Genomic DNA, 20,432 nt, shown 5'->3' with positions numbered 1-20,432 from the left:
ATGGTCTGGCCATGGTCAAGCAGGGAAAGCATAGCAGCCGCCCTCAAACATGTGCTTTATAACATTCATTTTATGCAAAGCCCTGTTACTCTTTTGCCGGAAATGCTCTAAGACAGATAAAAGATCGGTGATCAGAAAACGATCAGCGATCGCTGCCCGTTTCTCAAAAGAATATCCGGATATGCCCATGACCTCCCTGCCCCTTTCTGAAAACCGTGCCGCCTTGCTTGACAGTCAGGCCGAAAACAGCCTGCCGATCTGGCTGGTAACGGCAGACACGCTCACCGATAACACCCTGCCATCAATTGCCCGAAACTGGGCAAAAGCACAGAATTTCAAGGCCAAGGCCGGCACGCTTCTGGTGCTTGGTAACGGGGACGGGCAAATTTGCGGCGCTTTATTTGGCATTGAACCGGCCGAAAAAGACAAAAGCGGCGAAGGCCGCCTGATCAGCGGCAAACTCGCCCGCCTGCTGCCGGCCGGCATCTGGCATATTGCAACGCCTGTTGAGAAGGCAGAGCTGTTTGCCACCGGCTTTTTGCTTGGCGGCTATCAGTTCAACCGTTATAAAAAAGATGATCAGTCCACTGAATACCACAGTGTAAAATTATTCATCCCCGGGCTGAAAGACGCGCAGGATATACGCCGTATTGCCGATGCCAGCGCCTTTACCCGCGACCTCATCAATACACCAACCAGCGATATGGGGCCTGACAAGCTGGAACAACAAGCCCGCTTGCTGGCTGAAACCTATGGGGCAAATTTTTCCGCCATTACCGGTGATGCCCTTCTTGAGAAAAATTTCCCCATGATCCACGCTGTTGGCCGCGCCAGCACCATTGCACCGCGGCTGATTGATTTCAGCTGGGGCAAGGCAGGCGATCCAAAGGTTACGCTTGTTGGCAAGGGCGTTTGTTTTGATACCGGCGGGCTTGATATCAAGACCGCCAGCGGCATGCTTTTGATGAAAAAGGATATGGGCGGCGGCGCCAATGTGCTTGGCCTTGCCCGTATGATTATGGATGCCGGACTGCCGGTGCGTCTGCGTGTGCTGATCCCTGCTGTTGAAAATTCCATCGCGGGCAATGCTTTCCGCCCGGGGGATGTACTCACATCACGGCAGGGGCTGACGGTTGAGATCGGCAATACCGATGCGGAAGGGCGTCTGGTTCTGGCTGATGCGCTGGCCTGTGCCGATGAAGAAAATCCGGATCTCCTCATTGATATGGCAACCCTGACCGGCGCGGCGCGCGTGGCACTGGGGCCGGATCTGCCACCCTTCTACAGCCATGATGAGGGTTTTGCCGCACAGGTTGCAGAACAAGCCGCGGCACAGGCTGATCCGTTATGGCATATGCCGCTCTGGGAACCCTATCTGGCCCGCCTTTCCTCGCGCATTGCCGATATCAATAATTCCACCACAGATGGTTTTGCCGGCTCGGTGACAGCGGCGCTGTTTTTGTCCCGTTTTGTTAAAAATGCAAAAATCTGGGGGCATTTCGATATTTACGGCTGGACACCGGTTGAAAAACCAGCCGCCACAATTGGCGGCGCAGCACAGGGCATACGCACATTATATCATGTCATCAAGCAACGCTTTGGTGCGGCAAACTGATAACAAACCGGCCCTGCCCCTTGCGGGCAGGGCATAAAAACGCTTGAATAACAATAACGGAACCTATGGTAGCCTGTTCCGGATTTTTTCTGTTCACGATGGTGTTTCATGGCAGTTGAACTGAAACCCTTGCAGGCATTGACCCTGTTGCAGACTGTCTCCCTGTCACAGGTGCGCGATGAACCCCATGATCTGACATGGCGGCAAATGGCCATTTTACTGACCATCTATCTTGAAACACCGCCCCATACCGTGCGGGCGCTGGCCGCAAGGCTTGGCGTGACCAAACCTGTTATCACCCGTGCGCTGGATACGATGGGAACCATGGGGCTGGTCAGCCGCCACCGTGACCCGCAGGATCTGCGCAATGTGCTGATCAAACGAACTGTCAGCGGCGCGCTCTATGTTGAAAGACTGGGCGACCGCATTATCTCCAAATCCAGGGAATTACCTTTATGACCAAGCCTGACCGCCGCCTCCATGCCTATCGTCCTGATCTGGCAGATATTGCCTTGCGCGGAAAAATTGATGCCGCTGCCTTTACGGAGGGAACACGCAAGCGCGTTATCGTGCCGGTTTGTGATCTGCGCAGCAAGCCTGAACTGCCACAGGGCCCGCAAAGCCAGATCCTGTATGGTGATGAAGTTACGGTTTTTGAACAGGTCAATGGCTGGAGCTGGGTGCAATCCTTACGGGACGGCTATGTTGGCTATGTGCCGGATCAGGAACTTGGAGACAGCGGCAATGCGCCAACTCATCGTATCAGTGTGCCGCGCACCTTCATCTATTCCGGCGCTGATCTGCGCCTGCGCCACACCTGTGCCTTGTCACTGGGCTCGGCTGTGGAGATTACCGAATTTGTTGAAAATCGTGGCAGCCGCTACGGAATATTGGCCGATGGCACTGCAATTTTTGCCAGGCATTTGCGCAAGATTGATGAAAATCCCACCGATTATGTCACGACAGCTGAAAGCCTGCTGAATACACCCTATCTTTGGGGCGGCACATCCGGTTTCGGCATTGACTGTTCCGGTCTGGTGCAGCTTGCCATGCTGGATACCGGGCGCAATGTGCTGCGTGATTCCGATATGCAAGGCGAAAATCTCGGCACGCTTATTGATGCCGGTGAGGATTACTCCAATCTGCAGCGCGGTGATCTGGTATTCTGGCCGGGGCATGTGGCCATTATGGCAAGCCCTGATATGATGATCCATGCCAATGGCCATACAATGACGGTTGCCTATGAGCCGCTGCGCGAGGCTATTGACCGTATTGCCTATCTCTATGATCTGCCGTCACACTTCCGCCGTCCTTGAGGATTGCGGGTTTTTCAAAATTGCAAAACCTGCCTTGAAAAATAAAACAAGCCGCCGGAATTCCGGCGGCTTGTTTTAAAAAACCTTTGATAATCAGTCTGCGCCGGGCTGGCGGTTTCTGGGGCGCACACGCACTTTATGAATACGGCGTGAATCAGCCTCCAGCACTTCCAGCTCATAATCCGGCAAAGCATCAACAATCACGCCCTGTTCCGGAATATGATCAAGCGCAGAGATGATCAGGCCGCTGATCGTGTCAACATCCTCACTGTCCTGCGCTTGCATGAAACCCGGACCGATCAGCTTTTCCAGTTCCTCCAGCTCCGCACGGGCATCCACTGTATAGGTGCCGTCAGGATTGCAGATTAATGACAATTCCTCATCATCATGCTCATCCTCAATATCGCCAACAACCATTTCAACAATATCTTCCAATGAAGCAAGGCCATCCGTGCCGCCATATTCATCAATCACCAGCGCCATTTGAATATGGCTGGCCTGCATACGCGCCATCAGGCTGCTGGCCAGCATCGAACTTGGCACAAACAGCACTTTGCGCATAAGATTGAGCTCACTGATCGGTGTGGAGAGATCAATCCGCGACAAATCATACTGCTTGCCTGCATTATCATCATCACTATCAGCATCAGCGGCATTTTTCCTGCTCATGCGGGTGATATAATTGAGCACATCACGAATATGGATCATGCCGCGGGCATCATCCAATGTTTCCACATAAACCGGCATACGCGAATGGCCGGAAGATTCAAACAATTCCAGCAATTCACCAAGTGGTGTTGAATATTCAATCGCCTTAATATCGGCGCGGCTGATCATCACATCATCAACGCGAAGCTCACGCAGACGCAGGATATTATTGAGCATTGCCTTTTCCTCTGCGGAAAAGGCAGTGTCCTCATTATTATCATCGGATAAGGCATCCGTCAGATTTTCACGCAGGGAGCCGGTTTGGCGCGAGCGCAGAAACGGAAATAATCCGGCCAGAATCGAGCGTTTTTCAGAAGCCGGCGCACGCGGGGAATGATTGCCTGTACTCTGTGCTTCCGGATCGGTTTGTGAAGCGCTGCTGCCAGCTGCGCTTGTTGGGGATGTGGTTTGGTTCTGATCAGCCATGGTCAATCGTTTTCATTATGCTGTGAATGTACAGTATAAGGATCGGGTATGGCAAGAGCATGAAGAATCTCACGCTCCAGAGCTTCCATTTCCTCGGCCTCTTCATCATCCTCATGGTCATAGCCAAGAAGATGCAGCAGACCGTGCACGATCATATGATGCAGATGGGCAGAAAAACTTTTATGCTCTTCCCTTGCCTCACGCTCAACCGTTTCATAGGCGATGATAATATCACCGAGCATCGGCCCCGGTTCATCACCGGCGGCAATATCAAATGCAGGAAAAGACAACACATTGGTTGCCTTATCCTTATTGCGCCATTGCGCATTGATCCGGGCGATTGCGGCATCATCCGTGAGGACAAGGCTGAGCTCTGTCGGCTTTTGCAGCAAGGCCAGCCTTTGCCATACCGCATCAGTGCAGGCGCGTGCCAGTTTTTCATAGGCCTCGCCGTCATTCCAGAGCGGGCTTTCTGTCAAAATATCAATGGTGATCATTTTTGGTTCCGTGCGCATTGCACCTTTCAGTTTTAACCGTAAACGCCCTGGCTGAAGCCTTGCTGTTGCTATGAATAAAGCAGCACCTGCCATATTACAGGCAGGTGCTGCAATTTCTCTGTTTTAAAAAGACGCTCATATTGCCGTCTGATCAGCCTCATCCGGCATATCCGCAGCCTGCTGGCGCCTGAATGTCTTATCTGCACCGCGCTTTTCATAGGCGCGGACAATGGCAGCCACCAGCGGATGGCGCACCACATCCTTATCACCGAACCGCACGGTGATAATATTTTCAACAGGTTTGAGGATATCCAGCGCCTCGACAAGGCCGGATTTCTGTCCGGCAGGCAGGTCAATCTGGCTCGGATCGCCAGTGATGATCATGCGTGATCCCTCCCCAAGGCGGGTGAGAAACATTTTCATCTGCATGGATGTGGTATTTTGTGCCTCATCCAGAATAACAGCAGCATGAGCCAGCGTGCGGCCGCGCATGAAGGCCAGAGGCGCAATTTCAATCACACCGGCGGCCAGTGCGCGCTCCACCTTATCGGCGGGAATCATGTCATAAAGCGCATCGTAAAGCGGACGCAGATAAGGATCGACCTTTTCTTTCATATCACCGGGCAAAAAGCCCAGCCGCTCACCGGCTTCAACCGCAGGACGGGAAAGAATAATCCGCTCCACGAGCCCGCGTTCCAGCAGCATGGCTGCATGGGCAACCGCAAGATAGGTTTTACCCGTGCCCGCAGGGCCAATGCCAAAAACCAGCTCCGAACGCTCCATAGCCCGCATATAGGCATCCTGAGTGGGTGTGCGGGCAAAAATGGTTTTCTTGCGGGTGGAAATTTGTGCCGCAGAAAGGCGGGTTCTGGTTTCCAGTGTCGGCAGGCTCAACTGCTCATCGCTCACCGGTGTGGCGGTGGCGGCCATGCGCAAGGCGCCGTCAACATCGGATCTGCCCAGATCATGGCCTTTTTGCAACAATGAATAAAGATGATCAAGCGCCATACGCGCCTGTTCAACCATTGCAGCCTCACCGCGCAAAATCAACTGATTGCCCTTTGAGCGCAGATCAATCCCCAATTGCTGTTCAATATAGCTGAGATTTTCATCAAATTGCCCGAACAGCGCACTCGCCAGACGATTGCTGTCAAAATCAAGGACAATATGAACCATATCGGAAGCGCCATCCTGCGGGGCAGAAATCGGCGTGACGGGTTTTTTCAGTTCTTTAATAACCTGTTTGCCCGGGGTGACGTTCAACCGGCTCTCCCTGAATTGCGGTTTTTAATCTTTGCTTTTGCCGCCTCCCGCCAGCCAAGGCGTGAGGCTTAATCTATATGTGTCATGATTATGGTACAGATTCATGACAGTGTCACGCAGGAAAGCATAACAGCAAATTTGTCAGGTCTCTTTTGCCCGCCTGCAAAAGACAGTTTTCTGCATTATGACAGGTGACAGGCTGTAACGATCAGGCGCATTTTTCCGCCACAAGGCTGTTGGTACCGGTTGTGGTTACGCGCACACGGATCATGTCACCGGCCTCACCCGGATTCTTGTCAATAATAACCGGAATAAGCCAGGGAGAACGGCCGATCATCTGCCCCTCAAGGCGGCCTGGTTTTTCCAGAAGCACGTCCATTTCCGTGCCGACAAGGCTATCCTGAAACGCATATTGCTGTTCACTGAGCAAAGCCTGCAAACGCTGCAGCCGCTCATCCTTGACCTGCTCCTCCACATGAGCTGGCAGATCAGCGCCGGGCGTTCCGGGGCGCGGCGAATATTTGAAAGAATAGGCCTGTGCATAGCCCACTTCACGCACCAGCCGCATCGTATCTTCAAAATCCTCATCGGTTTCACCGGGAAAGCCGACAATAAAATCGCCGGATAATGCCATATCAGGGCGGGCAGAACGGATACGCTCAATCAGGCGGATATAGTCATCAGCCTTATGCTTGCGGTTCATGGCCCTGAGAATACGGTCTGAGCCGGACTGTACCGGCAAATGCAGATAAGGCATGAGAATATCAAGATCGCGATGGGCATTGATCAGCACATCATCCATATCGCGCGGATGGCTTGTGGTGTAGCGCAGGCGTGCAATATCCGGAATTTCCGCCAGCCGGTAAAGCAGCTCCCCAAAGCCCCATTCACGGCCGTCATCACCAATACCGTGCCAGCCATTCACATTCTGGCCAAGCAGCGTAAGTTCACGCACACCGGCCTGTACCAGCCTGACAGCCTCATTAACAATCTGGGTGACCGAACGGGAGACTTCCGAGCCGCGTGTATAGGGCACCACACAGAAGGTGCAGAATTTGTCACAACCTTCCTGCACTGTCAGAAAAGCGGAAACACCACGCTTGCTTAACCGGTCGCGGCTGGCGGCAGGCAAATGTTCAAACTTGTCTTCAACGGCATATTCCGTATCCACCACCTGCTGCCCCTGACGCACCTGCGCCAGAGCCTGCGGCAAGCGGTGATAGGTCTGCGGCCCCACCACAAGATCAACACTTGGCGAGCGGCGCACAATCTCATCGCCTTCGGCCTGTGCCACACAGCCGGCAACACCGATAATCATTTCCCTGCCATTCTTATGGCGCTGTTTTTTCATTTCGCGCAGGCGGCCAAGGGCGGAGTAAAGCTTTTCAGAAGCTTTTTCCCGGATATGGCAGGTATTGAGCAGCACCATATCGGCATCATCAGGCGTATCTGTCGTAACATAGCCCTCCGCAGCAAGGCTGTCGGCCATGCGCTGGCTATCATAGACATTCATCTGGCAGCCATAGGTTTTTACAAAAACCTTGCGGCTGTTTGGCAGGCTGCCGGCAGAATTTGCCGGTGCAGCCGGTGCATTATGATCCGGATGGTTTGATGGCGGTGTTGTTTCTTCCTTCATAGGGCGCGCTTTTAACGCTTTTCCCCGCATTTGAGAAGTGACAGAAGCGTATAAAAGCGCATATGCCGCAATCATAATATTCTATGGGCATAATATTTTATTTGGTATGATATTTATTTGGCGGGTTGCATTGCTTTATCTGTCCTGAAAGCAATGTCAGTCGAATTCCTCACCCGGATATGCCCCCCAGATCTGCGATTGCTGAATCCAGCCGCGTGTGCCGTGGCTGTCAAGCTGGCACCACTGGCCGGTACACTGGCGGATTGTGGCAATAGCGCCCGGCTCTGCCCGCGCCACCACACGCGCCGTATCACTGGCGCTGGCATAGAGGCTGATCAGCTCATCCGTCCTGTCCCGTTTCCACGGGCTGATAATGGCGGTGCGTTTTCCGGCGAGCAGGGATTGATAGACCCAGCCTTCCGTGCCATCTGCATCGCGGATACGCCGCCAATTGTCATATTCCTGAATGATCTCAACCGGCAGTCCGGCTCTGGTATAAAGCCATGAAACCGCATAATCCCGCCCCGGCCCCACGCGGATATTGACGCGGGCAGGCTTCAGGCTGACAAAGCGCGGGATCGGCAGGCCGCTTGGCCCCAGATTGCCGGCCTTTTTCTCTCCGGCTCTTGTTGCTTTTGCCGCTGCTTCCTGTGCATCACCGGCAGCATGCGCGTGATTATGCGGCGCCTGGTGAAAAGAATGCAGCGCCAGAAAACCAAAGCCCAGAGCGGCGGCAATAAGGATACTGAAATAAAATTTACCTGTTTTACGCATATGCAGTTTCATTTACATCGGACAAATATCTGGCACATAAGACAAGTGTCTGGAATTTCTGAACCGGTGCCTCACACAAGCCGATGCCGGGACAAACAGATTGTGCTATGCTCCGGATGACCGGATATCCGCTTGCACTGTGCAGCGGACTGAAAGATTAAAATCTATAAGCCTGATCGGCGGTTTTTCTTTGTCTTTGTTCTTCTGCCTTGCTAGACAGATAAAGAACCATGACAATGCCGCACTTTGCACCTTCTTGGTTAAGGAGGTCTCAACGCGACACATCAAAGGGGTAGAAATGTCGGGCAAAAAGAAACCATTGGTCGTCATTACCCGGAAATTGCCGGATCCTGTGGAAACACGCATGCGTGAATTGTTTGATGCACGCCTGAATATTGATGATCATAATATGTCGCGGGAGGAGCTGGCTGCTGCCATGCGCGAGGCTGATGTGCTGGTGCCCACGATTCGCGATGTTATTGATGCGGAGCTGATCGAGCTGGCAGGTTCAAATCTCAGGCTGATCGCCAATTTTGGCAATGGTGTTGATAATATTGATGTGGCGGCGGCTGCAAAACGCGGCATTGCCGTTACCAATACGCCCAATGTTTTGACAGAAGATACGGCTGATATGGCCATGGGGCTTATTCTCGCTGTGCCGCGCCGTCTGGTGCAGGGCGCCAATGTCTTTTCCGCTAACGGCGAGTGGCCGGGCTGGTCGCCGACATGGATGCTGGGGCGGCGGATCTGGGGCAAACGTCTTGGCATTATCGGTATGGGGCGCATTGGCACTGCAGTGGCACGCCGCGCCAAGGCTTTTGGCCTTGCCATCCATTATCACAACCGCAAGCGGGTGCATGCAGCGGTTGAGGAAGAGCTTGAAGCAACCTATTGGGATAGTCTTGATCAGATGCTGGCACGGATGGATATTATCTCCGTGAACTGCCCATCAACACCTGCAACCTTTCATCTTTTATCGGCAAGGCGCATTGAGCTGATGCAGCCAAATGCCTATCTCGTCAATACTTCGCGCGGTGAGATTGTTGATGAAAATGCCCTGATCAGCCAGATTGAACAAGGCAAGCTTGCCGGCGCCGGACTTGATGTGTTTGAGCAACATCCGGCCGTTGATCCGCGTTTGGTAAAACTGGCCGCCGAGGGCAAGGTTGTGATGTTGCCGCATATGGGCTCGGCCACAATGGAAGGGCGCATTGATATGGGAGACAAGGTTATAATCAATATCCGCACATTCTGGGATGGCCATCGTGCGCCGGATCGCGTCTTGCCGCCGAAACTTTAAACAGGCTGCAGTTTCAAAAACCGCCGGAATGAACCGCCGCCAAAAGTTGAACACCAATCCAACCTTTTGGCGGTCCGTTCAAAAGACCGGCGTTTTATCCGGCTTTTATAATGAGCGACTATCTCTGTTTTCCCTAAAAAATATTCCCTGACAGCGCATTGCCTCAGCTGCTCAATAAATATCTCCAGTGGTTCCGTTTAAAAAATCACCGGAACCACTCTGAAGCTTAATTTTTGCATTCATATCAGGCACAAGCGTTGCACATTTTCAGCGCACAAATGCCCTAACCGGCAAAAACCCGTCTTGGTCTGAACTTGCCTTGTTCAATATAGCCGATGGCCAGCAGACAATTTTTATGCGTGGCACAGACTTCATCAGCCTCAAGCGGTGCATCGCGGCCGCGCAAAATCACCGGATTGCCCATGCGCACCCGATGCGCCTGCTCATCGGAAAGTGCAACCTGCACAAGATCTTCCAGTGCCGCACCCGTATCAATAATATATGCATCAAGAGCGGAAAAATCGCGCGGTGCAGCAGATATAACCTGTGCCTGCTCATCATCAGATTTGGGCGGCAGAGGCGGCCAGGCGGCCTCCAGTTCTTCCAGAGTTACAAAATCATCTTCACTGAAAGGGGCAACCTCAAGGCGGCGCAATTCGGCAATATGGCCAAAACAACCCAGATCCCGCCCCATATCGCGGGCAAGTGAGCGCACATAGGTACCCTTGCCGCATTCCACTTCAAATATGGCCTGACCCGCCTCATTCATTTCAACCAGCTCCAGCTGGTAGATTTCCACCTCACGGGCAGGGATAGCAACAGTCTCGCCATCACGTGCCAGATCATAGGCGCGCTCACCATCAATCTTAATGGCAGAAAATTGCGGCGGAACCTGCCGGATAATACCGGTATATTTGGGCAGAAGCGCCAGAATCTCGGCCTCTGACGGACGTTTTTCAGAGGTTTTTGTAACAGGGCCTTCCAGATCATCCGTGGAGCGTTCTTCACCCCATGTTACAGTGAAGGAATAGATCTTACTGCCATCCATCACATAAGGCACGGTTTTGGTGGCCTCTCCCAAAGCGATCGGCAACATGCCGGAAGCCAACGGATCAAGCGTGCCGGCATGTCCTGCTTTTTCCGCATTAAAAAGCCATTTTATTTTGGATACGGCTTCCGTGGATCCCATGCCTTTCGGCTTGTCAAAGATGACCCATCCGGAGACGGGACGGCCTTTTTTCTTAGATTTGCGCGCCATCAACCGTTATTCCCGTTTTCTTCTGTTGTATCAGCCTTGTCATCATGCTGCAAATCCCGGGCAACTTCAGGTGAGCGCAACAAGGCATCAATCCTGGCAAAATTGTCAAAACTTGTATCAGGGCGGAAGCGGAATTCCGGCATATATTTCATCTGGCGCAATTGCGGCGCAACGCGCCCGCGAATAAATTTGGCATGCGATGCCAGTGCCTTGATTATAAGCTGCACATCCGTATCGCCGACCACGCTGATAAAACAGGTGGCAATTTTCAAATCAGGCGACATACGCACTTCCGTGACAGAAATAACAGTATTGCTGAGAAGATCATCTCGGATTTCGCCGCGGGATAATAGCTGGGCCACAGCATGGCGAACCTGCTCACCGACACGCAATTGGCGTTGTGACGGTCCTGCAGAGGTAAAACGGGACATGGCAGACTCCAGAATTTGAGCCGGATACCGGATGCTCTATTGGATAACAGCCGCAAAGCCCTGAATTCTCTCAAGGCAATTCACAGTCAGGCCGGAGGGATCCGGTAGCAAATGATAATGCAACCAATTAAAACGCGGCAGCCAAATTGATATCAAATCAGCTGCCCCGCAAGGAAATGAGCGGCAAACTTTATGCAGTTTGCCGCTGCCTTTTAATTACAGCGTACGGCTGACATGCTCGACGCGGAAGGCTTCGATAATATCGCCTGCACGGATATCATCGTAATTTTCAAAGGCCATACCGCATTCCTGACCGCCCGGCACTTCAGCAACTTCATCCTTGAAGCGTTTGAGTGTTTTGAGCTTGCCTTCATGGATAACCACATTATCGCGGATAAGGCGAACACCGGCACCACGCTCAACCTTGCCTTCGGTGACACGGCAACCGGCCACTTTACCAACTTTGGTAATGTTGAAGACTTCAAGAATTTCCGCATTACCAAGGAAGGTTTCACGGCGTTCAGGCGTCAGAAGACCGGACATCGCGGCTTTAACATCATCAATAAGATCATAGATGATATTATAATAGCGGATTTCAATGCCCTGCTGTTCTGCCGCATCCCGCGCCTGTTTATTGGCGCGCACATTAAAGCCGATAATCGCGGCATCGGAGGCTTCTGCCAGTGCGATATCGCTCTCGGTAATACCACCGGCACCGGAATGAACAATGCGCGCCCGCACTTCATCAGTGCCAAGCTTGTCAAGAGAAGCGATAATGGCTTCAACCGAGCCCTGTACGTCGCCCTTGATCACCAACGGGAATTCCTTGAGGCCACTTGCCTGCAGATTGGACATCATCTGCTCAAGCGAGCCGCGTGATCCTGCCTGACGGGCAACAGCTTTGTCGCGGGCAAGGCGCTGGCGATATTCAGAAACCTCACGCGCCTTGGCCTCATTGGCCACAACCGCAAAACGGTCGCCGGCCTGCGGTGTGCCCGAAAGACCAAGAATCTCGACCGGCATTGCAGGGGATGCTTCCTTAACATGCTCACCACGGTCATTGACAAGTGCACGCACACGCCCCCAGGCGCTGCCAGCCACAATGATCTCGCCCGGATGCAATGTACCTTTCTGGATAAGAACCGTTGCAACAGAACCGCGGCCGCGATCAAGCTGAGCCTCAATAACCACACCTTCGGCTGTTCTTTCAGGATCAGCCTTCAGATCCAGCATTTCTGCCTGCAGCAATACAGCCTCAAGCAGCTTGTCGAGATTGAGCCGGTTTTTAGCAGAAACTTCCACATCCAGCACTTCACCGCCCATGCTTTCCACGAAAACTTCATGCTGCAGCAAGGCATTGCGTACTTTTTGCGGATCAGCTGTCGGCTTGTCGATCTTATTGATAGCAACAATGATCGGCACATTGGCTGCCTTGGCGTGATTGATTGATTCAACTGTCTGCGGCATCACGCTGTCATCGGCGGCAACAACCAGAATGGCAATATCGGTTGCCTGTGCACCACGCGCACGCATTTGCGTAAAGGCAGCGTGGCCAGGTGTATCAATAAAGGTAATTTTCTGGCCGTTTTGCTCAACCTGATAAGCGCCGATATGCTGGGTAATGCCACCGGCCTCGCCTGATACAACATTGGCTTTGCGGATTGCATCAAGAAGTGAGGTTTTACCGTGGTCAACATGCCCCATAATGGTAACAACCGGCGGGCGCGGCAGCATTGCATCTTCATTATCTTCCACGTTGAAGATACCTTCTTCAACGTCAGATTCAGCAACACGCTTAACAGTATGACCAAATTCTTCGGCAATGAGCTGCGCCATATCAGCATCAATCACATCGCCGGGCTTCATCATCTGCCCCTGTTTCATCAGATATTTGATGATATCAACGGCGCGCTCCGTCATACGCTGTGCCAGTTCCTGCAGCGTAATCGTTTCAGGAATCGTCACTTCACGCGAGATTTTCTCACGGGTTTCCTGCACTTGTGAACGCTTGAATTTTTCCTGCCGGCGGCGCATCGCGGAAAGCGAACGGGAGCGCCCGCCCTCATCATCCAGATTGCTGGTCAGGGTCAGTTTACCGCGGCGGCGATCATCATCACCCCTTGTGGTTTTTGGTGCGCGCACTTCCGGCTTGGCGGACATGTTGCGGCGTGAGCCGGGGCCGCGGCGATCATCATCATCATCATTTTGCGGCTTGCGGTTCAATACCTGCTGGGTTGGTTTCTTGTCTGCAAGTGGTGCTTCTATATGAATATCGCGCGGAGCGGATGCGCCTGCACGGTTATAACCGCCCTGATTCGGCCGGTTTTGCCCCTGTGCCGCACCACGGCCGGTGCCACCGGCAGGCCGGTCTGCAGAACGCGGCGCAGCAGCAGGCTCGCGTTTGCGCGCCTCTGCCTCTGCCTTGGCCTTGGCTTCTGCCTCTGCCTTGCGGCGCGCTTCTTCCTCAGCCTGCCGGCGCTCTGATTCAATGCGCTCAATTTCACGGCGCTTTTCTTCCTCAGCACGGCGAAGGGCTTCAGCTTCAGCGCGTTTGCGCTCTTCCGCCTCACGGATTACCGCATCCTGAAGGGCGCGGCGGCGGGCATCCATTTCCGAGGAAGACAAAGTATTAAGCACCATGCCCGGACGGTCATTACCGCGATTGCGCTGATCATTGCGTCCGGAGCGGGATGCCCCCTGCCCGCGCTGATTGCCGCCTGCCGGACGGGGTGTTTGCTGAGCGGGACGTGCGGCTGCAGGTGCGGCAGGCTTTGCGGCCGCAGGCTTGATCACAGGGCTATCCGCAGGTTTTGCGGCCCGCGGGGCAGTGGTCGCTTGCGCTGCAGCCGGCGCCGTTGTGCTCTTTGCAGAGGTGCTTTTTACCTCTGTGGCCTTAGGCGCAGCATCTGTAATAACAGCAGGTTTTTCAGCAACAGGCGGCTGCGCTGCAGGCGCAGCTGTTGCTGCCGGTGCCTTTGCAGGTGCGGGTGCCGTGGTTTCCGCAGCGGGTTCCGGTTTTTCGTCAGGACGGGTAAACTTGCGTTTTTTCGTCTCTACAACAACGGATTTGCTACGGCCATGGCTGAAATTTTGCCGCACAGTGCTCTGCTCGACTCCTGGCCGCTTAAGGGTCAGCGTCTTTTTGGTGTTGACGCTCAGCGTCTTGTCGTCGTTTGAATTACTGTCGCTCATTCCGATTCCGTTTCCTTCGCAGCAATGGCTGCCCGATTATCCAAGTCCGCTGCGCTTGCGCCGCGATAGTTTTGCAGCTGAAGCGCCCGCGTGACGAAGCCGGTTGCTGCCATTCCATCAAGCACCGCGGCATGTATTACATTTCCGCCGCCAAATGCCAAATCCATTTCTTCTCCCGTAAAAAGGGAACAGGCGATTATATCTGCTCCTGTTGCTGTTCTGACAGCATGACGCGCCTGAGAAAGCTTTCTTACACCATCGGCGGCTGCATCTGTTGCGTGCAGTACCATTATAGCGCGGCCTGTCCTGATGGCAGAATCAACTTTTGCCGACCCTGAAACCACCGCACCGGCCTTTCTGGCCAATGCAAGGCTGCCAAGAGCTGATTTTGTCAGGAGCCTGTCAACAAGTGCTCCCAGATCTTCCGGCACGTTAAGCTGTGCCTTGAGTGCGCGGGAAAACAGCTTTCGCCTGACCGCCTCATCAACAAAGCGCCGTTCAGCTTTAATCCAGCATCCGCGTCCGGGTAAATTACGCTTCAGATCCGGTACAACACTGCCATCGGGGGCAGCCACAAATCGGATAAGATCTGCAGCCGGACCGCTCTCACGCGTTACAATACAGGTCCTGTCGTTTTTCTCCGGTTTCAACCAGAACTCCACTTCGCTTGAAAACAGCGCCTGTGGAGAGGAACTGTTTTCTACTTTAATATGAATGCAAGGGCAAGCAGCCCTGCAATATCTGTGCGCTGTACAGCCGGAGGCAGAAGATCTCCGGCCGCTTGCTCAACTCTATGCCATATACCGGACGGCAGGCCGGCATTAGAAATGCCGATATTTGCCATTTGTCCGGTCAGATACCGATGCGCGGACATTAAAATTTGCCCGCGCCGGCTTTGGCAGCATGCTGATTAAGCATCTGCCTGCTCGTCATCATTGTCAGAAGCCAGCTCAGAGGCTGCCTCTTCCAGCTGATCTTCGCTGATCCAGCCAGCCTTGAGGCGCGCTGCAAGAACCATCTGCTCAGCATCTGCGCGGGAAACCTCAAATGGTGTCAAAACACCGGCATGATTGATGGTTTCACCGTCTTTACGCTCGCGCCAGCCCACAAGATCATCCACCGCATAACCGGCAAAATCATCCATTGTTTTCACGCCGTCTTCACCAACTGCAACCAGCATTGCACTGGTCAGGCCCGGCAGTTCACGCAATTCATCGGTAACACCAAGCTCAAGCCGGCGCTTGTTGAGGCTTTCTTCCAGACGGTCGAGATAATCTCTTGCACGCTGTTGCAATTCAGCCGCTGTATCGGCATCAAAACCGTCAATCGAGGAAATTTCCTCACTCTCAACATAGGCGATTTCTTCAACAGAATCGAAACCTTCAGAAGCAAGAACCTGCCCGACCATTTCATCCACATTAAGGGCTTCCATGAACAGGGCGGAGCGTTCAGCAAATTCTTTCTGACGGCGTTCGGATTCTTCATTTTCCGTCATGATGTCAATGTCCCAGCCGGTCAGCTGGGAGGCAAGGCGCACATTCTGCCCGCGCCGGCCGATAGCAAGTGACAACTGATCATCGGGAACCACAACTTCAATGCGCTCTGCATCTTCATCCAGAACCACTTTTGCCACTTCCGCCGGTTGCAGCGCATTGACAATGAATGTAGCCGCATCGGGTGACCACGGAATAATGTCGATTTTTTCGCCCTGCAATTCACCGACAACAGCCTGAACACGGGAGCCGCGCATACCAACACAGGCGCCGACCGGATCAATCGAATTATCGCGGGAGACAACAGCCATTTTGGCGCGTGAGCCCGGATCACGGGCAACGGATTTGATCTCAATAATGCCGTCATAAATTTCCGGCACTTCCATGGTGAAAAGCTTTGCCATGAATTGCGGATGCGTGCGTGACAGGAAAACCTGAGGGCCGCGCTGCTCACGCCTTACATCATAAACATAAGCGCGAATACGATCGCCATAACGGAATGCCTCACGCGGGATCAATTCATCGCGACGCACGATCGCTTCACCGCGGCCAAGATCAACAATCACATTGCCATATTCAACGCGCTTGACCGTGCCGTTGATAATTTCACCAAGGCGGTCTTTAAATTCTTCATATTGGCGGTCGCGCTCGGCTTCACGTACTTTTTGTACAATCACCTGCTTGGCAGACTGGGCTGCGATACGGCCAAAATCCATCGGCGGCAGCTGATCGGCAAGAAAATCGCCGATTTGTGCATCGGGATTGCGTTCACGGGCTGTTTCCAATGCAATTTGCGTGGCGTAATCTTCAACCGTTTCAACAACTTCAAGAAGACGCTGCAGCTTGATCTCACCGCTCTTGGAATTGATATCAGCGCGGATGTTGGTTTCCTGACCATATCTGGAACGGGCAGCTTTCTGAATGGCATCAGCCATCGCTGCGATCACGATCTCACGGTCAATGGATTTTTCCCGCGCGACCGCATCGGCGATCTGAAGAAGCTCTAGCCTGTTTGCACTGACTGCCATTGGTCTCTCCTTGAGTGCAGCACCTGTTTGTGCAGGTGCAAAAGCTTTTTTACTTATGAACCATAATCCCGCAGGCTTAAGGCAGGATATAATCCCAAATCTGTTTCAAAACACATCGCGGTTGGTTGCGCTGCGCTTTTATTTATCTTCACCACTCTTTGCGGCATCCGCCTTGACGCCGGAAAGATTGAACTCATCACTCAGCTTGTCACCGGGAATGCGGCCTTCCCGCAACGCTTTGTCCTTGCGCAATGCATCGCGGATCAGGTCATCGGTCAGGATCAGCCTTGCATCATTGAGCAGCTCAAACGGAATAACCGTCTGAGCCTGCGCGCCATAGGTTGCCTGATCTGTTTCCAGCGTTACCGAATTCTCATCAACACCGATAATACGGCCACGGAATTTTTTACGCCCCTCATGGATCAGCGAGGTTTCAAGCTTGGCTATATGACCCTGCCAATTGGCAAAATCAGATTTGCGCACCATGGGGCGATCAATACCGGGAGATGAAATTTCCAGATGATATTTGCCATCAATCGGATCTTCCACATCAAGAACCGGCGACACTGTGCGGCTGACGATCTCACAATCCTCAACAGTCATGGTGCCATCAGGCCGCTCAGCCATGATCTGCAGGGTGAGCCCATTCAGGCCGGAAAGCCGAACGCGCACCAGACGGAAACCTGCAGCATTGATAGCAGGTTCAACCAGCGATGCCACTTTCGCATCAATACCCGTTTCACGGATAATGCGCGGTTCATCATGGCTTGCGTCAAACGCTGTAATGGCCTGTTCCTGTCTTGTCTGCTCGCTCACCCGCTATTCCTTAAATCTGTTCTTGCAATATCCTTTATGGCAGGATTTGTCTGAAGAGAGGCTCTTGCCAAACAAAAAAGAGCGGGACCGGCGGGACCCACTCTTGTTCTACCGACCAAGAATTTGAAGTAACTATACAGAAAAAAGCCATCGGTGACAAGCCTTCTCCGCCGGCATGTTATCAGCGCCGCACAAATGTGAGATAAGCGGCCTTGCGCCCCTCACGAAAGGCCTTGGCCTCATAGCGTGTGCCCGGCCATGCCTCATAGGGCGTGTGCCAGTCGGCGGCAGTTTTTGCCTGCCATTCAAAGGCGCCGTGATCATAGCAGTGCTGCAATGTCCAGTTCACATATGTATCAATATCGGATGCAAAGCGGAACAGGGCGCCGGGCCTGAGCACGCGGGCAAAACGATCAAGATTTTTTTGGGAAACGAAACGGCGCTTCCAATGTTTTTTCTTTGGCCAGGGATCAGGGTAAAACAGATCAATGCCATCAAGAGAGGCATCCGGCAGCCAGTCCAGCACCTGTGTGGCATCATCATCATAAAGGCGCAGATTTGGCAGCGGATCGGCATCCAGAAAGCCAAGCATTTTTGCCATACCATTGACAAAGGGCTCCACACCGATAAAGCCCGCCTCAGGCTTGCGGCCGGCCTCATGGGCCAGATGCTCTCCGCCGCCAAAGCCGATTTCCATACGCACCTGCGCAACATCTGCAACAAACAATGTGCGCAGATCCTGCGGTGCGGGCCGGCTGAGATCGAGCTTGAGCTGCGGCAGAAGATCTTCACGCAGGAAGCGCTGATGCGGACGCAAGGGTTTGCCGTTACGGCGGCCATAAAAAGCCTCCGTTGCGCGTGAACCTCTGGTCTTTTTTTCAGAAAGAGCCCGGATTGCGGCTTCGTCACTGAGGTCGGGATTGCGTTCAGTATCAGACATTGTTGCGCTGCTTTTGCTCAGATAATTTGTAAGGACATTCATCACGCTGTTTTACACATATTCGGAAACGGAAAGTCTACCGGTTTTTGTGTGTTTCTTAAAGAATCAGGGCGCCACAGGCAAATATGGCACCCTGAAACTGCAGATAGCGCAAAATAAGATCAGGCTTTCAACGCCGCTTTCAATGCTTTGACGAGATCGGTCTTTTCCCATGAGAAAGAACCGTCACGGCCTGCCTTGCGGCCAAAATGGCCATAGGCTGCGGTTTTGGCATAGATCGGTTTATTGAGGTCAAGATGTTTGCGAATGCCGGTCGGGGACAGATCCATAACCTGCCGCAGCGCGGTTTCCACATCACTTTCCGCAACTTTGCCGGTGCCATGCAAATCCACATAGACCGAGAGCGGCTGGGCAACGCCAATTGCATAGGACAGCTGAATGGTGCAGCGGTCGGCAAGGCCGGCGGCGATCACATTTTTGGCCAGATAGCGTGCAGCATAGGCCGCGGAACGGTCAACCTTGGTGGTATCTTTTCCTGAAAATGCGCCCCCGCCATGGGGCGCGGCACCGCCATAAGTATCAACAATAATCTTGCGGCCGGTAAGACCGGCATCACCATCAGGGCCGCCAATCACAAATTTGCCTGTCGGATTAATATACCAATTGCAGTTTTCAGCAACAGGCAGATCGCCAAGCGCCTCACGGATGACAGGCTCAACAACCTGACGCACTTTTGCTGAATCCCATGAGGCATCCAGATGCTGGGTGGAGAGGACAATCTGGGTAACCTCTGCCGGTTTGCCGTCAATATAGCGCACCGTCACCTGACTTTTGGCATCAGGGCCAAGTTTGGCAAAATCACCTTCACCGGAATGGCGCGCAGCAGAAAGCAGCTCAAGAATCTTATGGGCATAATAAATTGGCGCCGGCATCAGATCCGGTGTTTCACGGCAGGCATAGCCAAACATAATACCCTGATCACCAGCCCCTTCCTCCCCCTGACGGTCAGCGGCATTATCCACGCCTTGTGCAATATCTGCCGATTGCGGATGCAAAAGCACATCAATCCTGACATTACGCCAGTTAAACCCGTCCTGCTCATAGCCGATCTCACGGATTGCCTTGCGGGCAGCCGAGCGAAAACGTGACGGATTGACCTGTGTATGCCCTTTGGCATCAAGGATGAGCTCGCCATTCTTGTCTTTTTTCAGCAATGTATCAGGCACACGCACCTCGCCGGCAATAACAACACGATTGGTGGTGGCAAGGGTTTCACAGGCAATGCGCACAGACCACGGGTCAAGGCCGGTCTTGCGCGCCTCCTTGTAAATCATATCAACAATTTCATCGGAAATACGGTCGCAAACCTTATCCGGATGGCCTTCAGATACCGATTCGCTGGTAAAAAGATAGGAACTGCGTGACACGGGAAACCCCTCTTGAAAATCTGCGGAGTGGCTTGGCACACCGGAGGAACAGTTGCTTTTAATTATCCAAATAGCGGCTTTATGCGTTGTAGGCCACATAAGCCAGCCTGATGCAGTTATGCGCCCGAAGCTGATCGTGAAAACTTCCGGACGAGGAAAACGATTTCAGCGTATAATCAGCATGAAATGACAAGATATACAACTATCTGCATGTGTTTATATCGGTAATTATGTAAAAAACAGGGCATTTGCGGCGATCACGATCCGGTGTGCAGCAAATGGCGGACAATTGTCTTATGAAAAGGGCGCGAT

The 20,432-nt window shown here is 53.1% G+C and carries 17 protein-coding genes; 4 read left to right on the top strand and 13 right to left on the bottom strand.

The window, feature by feature from the left end:
* The first annotated feature begins 187 nt into the window (after window positions 1-187).
* From ACSTTO_RS10100 to ACSTTO_RS10090, 3 genes are all read left to right on the top strand, one after another.
* Complete coding sequence (locus ACSTTO_RS10100) at window positions 188-1,615, top strand: leucyl aminopeptidase family protein (RefSeq protein ID WP_439273068.1); 1,428 nt, start codon at window positions 188-190, stop codon at window positions 1,613-1,615.
* 108 nt (window positions 1,616-1,723) lie between these two features.
* Entirely contained in the window at window positions 1,724-2,074 is a 351-nt protein-coding gene (locus ACSTTO_RS10095; protein WP_439273067.1) for a MarR family transcriptional regulator, read from the top strand.
* On the top strand, window positions 2,071-2,931 hold the full coding sequence (locus ACSTTO_RS10090; RefSeq protein WP_439273066.1) for a C40 family peptidase: 861 nt from the start codon (window positions 2,071-2,073) through the stop codon (window positions 2,929-2,931). The genes ACSTTO_RS10095 and ACSTTO_RS10090 overlap by 4 nt, the downstream gene beginning before the upstream one ends.
* Window positions 2,932-3,024: 93 nt before the next feature.
* Here ACSTTO_RS10090 and ACSTTO_RS10085 read toward each other — a convergent pair whose 3' ends face one another.
* The 5 genes from ACSTTO_RS10085 to ACSTTO_RS10065 form a co-directional block, all read right to left on the bottom strand.
* A complete protein-coding gene (locus ACSTTO_RS10085) occupies window positions 3,025-4,065 on the bottom strand; it encodes a hemolysin family protein (protein ID WP_439273065.1) in 1,041 nt (346 codons plus the stop codon).
* A 2-nt stretch (window positions 4,066-4,067) separates the two neighbouring features.
* Window positions 4,068-4,562: an rRNA maturation RNase YbeY gene (gene ybeY / locus ACSTTO_RS10080; protein ID WP_439273064.1), complete on the bottom strand. Its 495-nt coding sequence runs from the start codon at window positions 4,560-4,562 to the stop codon at window positions 4,068-4,070.
* Window positions 4,563-4,697: 135 nt separating this feature from the next.
* Window positions 4,698-5,738, bottom strand: a complete 1,041-nt coding sequence (locus tag ACSTTO_RS10075; RefSeq protein WP_439273269.1) for a PhoH family protein — start codon at window positions 5,736-5,738, stop codon at window positions 4,698-4,700.
* A 295-nt stretch (window positions 5,739-6,033) separates the two neighbouring features.
* Window positions 6,034-7,461 carry a tRNA (N6-isopentenyl adenosine(37)-C2)-methylthiotransferase MiaB gene (gene miaB, locus ACSTTO_RS10070; protein WP_439273063.1) on the bottom strand — a complete coding sequence of 476 codons (1,428 nt, stop codon included), beginning with the start codon at window positions 7,459-7,461 and terminating at the stop codon, window positions 6,034-6,036.
* A 156-nt stretch (window positions 7,462-7,617) separates the two neighbouring features.
* On the bottom strand, window positions 7,618-8,235 hold the full coding sequence (locus tag ACSTTO_RS10065; protein WP_439273062.1) for an SH3 domain-containing protein: 618 nt from the start codon (window positions 8,233-8,235) through the stop codon (window positions 7,618-7,620).
* Between the two features lie 298 nt (window positions 8,236-8,533).
* Between ACSTTO_RS10065 and ACSTTO_RS10060 the strand changes: the two genes are divergently transcribed.
* On the top strand, window positions 8,534-9,535 hold the full coding sequence (locus ACSTTO_RS10060; RefSeq protein ID WP_439273061.1) for a 2-hydroxyacid dehydrogenase: 1,002 nt from the start codon (window positions 8,534-8,536) through the stop codon (window positions 9,533-9,535).
* Window positions 9,536-9,818: 283 nt separating this feature from the next.
* On the opposite strand, the gene truB is transcribed toward ACSTTO_RS10060, so the two are convergent.
* From truB to metK, 8 genes are all read right to left on the bottom strand, one after another.
* The gene (gene truB, locus ACSTTO_RS10055; protein WP_439273060.1) at window positions 9,819-10,793 is read right to left on the bottom strand and encodes a tRNA pseudouridine(55) synthase TruB; all 975 of its coding nucleotides are present in this window, start codon (window positions 10,791-10,793) and stop codon (window positions 9,819-9,821) included.
* Window positions 10,793-11,224 (bottom strand): 30S ribosome-binding factor RbfA, encoded by a 432-nt coding sequence (gene rbfA / locus ACSTTO_RS10050; RefSeq protein ID WP_439273059.1) that lies wholly within the window; start codon window positions 11,222-11,224, stop codon window positions 10,793-10,795. The genes truB and rbfA overlap by 1 nt, the downstream gene beginning before the upstream one ends.
* Before the next feature lie 216 nt (window positions 11,225-11,440).
* Window positions 11,441-14,416, bottom strand: coding sequence for a translation initiation factor IF-2 (gene infB, locus ACSTTO_RS10045; protein WP_439273058.1), 2,976 nt, complete (start codon window positions 14,414-14,416; stop codon window positions 11,441-11,443).
* Window positions 14,413-15,066, bottom strand: coding sequence for an RNA-binding protein (locus tag ACSTTO_RS10040; RefSeq protein ID WP_439273057.1), 654 nt, complete (start codon window positions 15,064-15,066; stop codon window positions 14,413-14,415). The genes infB and ACSTTO_RS10040 overlap by 4 nt, the downstream gene beginning before the upstream one ends.
* A gap of 260 nt (window positions 15,067-15,326) precedes the next feature.
* The gene (gene nusA / locus ACSTTO_RS10035) at window positions 15,327-16,937 is read right to left on the bottom strand and encodes a transcription termination factor NusA (protein ID WP_439273056.1); all 1,611 of its coding nucleotides are present in this window, start codon (window positions 16,935-16,937) and stop codon (window positions 15,327-15,329) included.
* A gap of 138 nt (window positions 16,938-17,075) precedes the next feature.
* Entirely contained in the window at window positions 17,076-17,753 is a 678-nt protein-coding gene (rimP, locus tag ACSTTO_RS10030) for a ribosome maturation factor RimP (RefSeq protein WP_439273055.1), read from the bottom strand.
* 181 nt (window positions 17,754-17,934) lie between these two features.
* A complete protein-coding gene (trmB, locus tag ACSTTO_RS10025) occupies window positions 17,935-18,693 on the bottom strand; it encodes a tRNA (guanine(46)-N(7))-methyltransferase TrmB (protein ID WP_439273054.1) in 759 nt (252 codons plus the stop codon).
* A gap of 161 nt (window positions 18,694-18,854) precedes the next feature.
* A complete protein-coding gene (metK, locus tag ACSTTO_RS10020) occupies window positions 18,855-20,120 on the bottom strand; it encodes a methionine adenosyltransferase (protein ID WP_439273053.1) in 1,266 nt (421 codons plus the stop codon).
* Between the last annotated feature and the right edge of the window lie 312 nt (window positions 20,121-20,432).

Origin of the sequence: Pseudochrobactrum albidum (assembly GCF_051851455.1) — a bacterium.
GTDB lineage: Bacteria > Pseudomonadota > Alphaproteobacteria > Rhizobiales > Rhizobiaceae > Pseudochrobactrum.
This window is presented reverse-complemented; position numbering and strand designations above follow the sequence as displayed.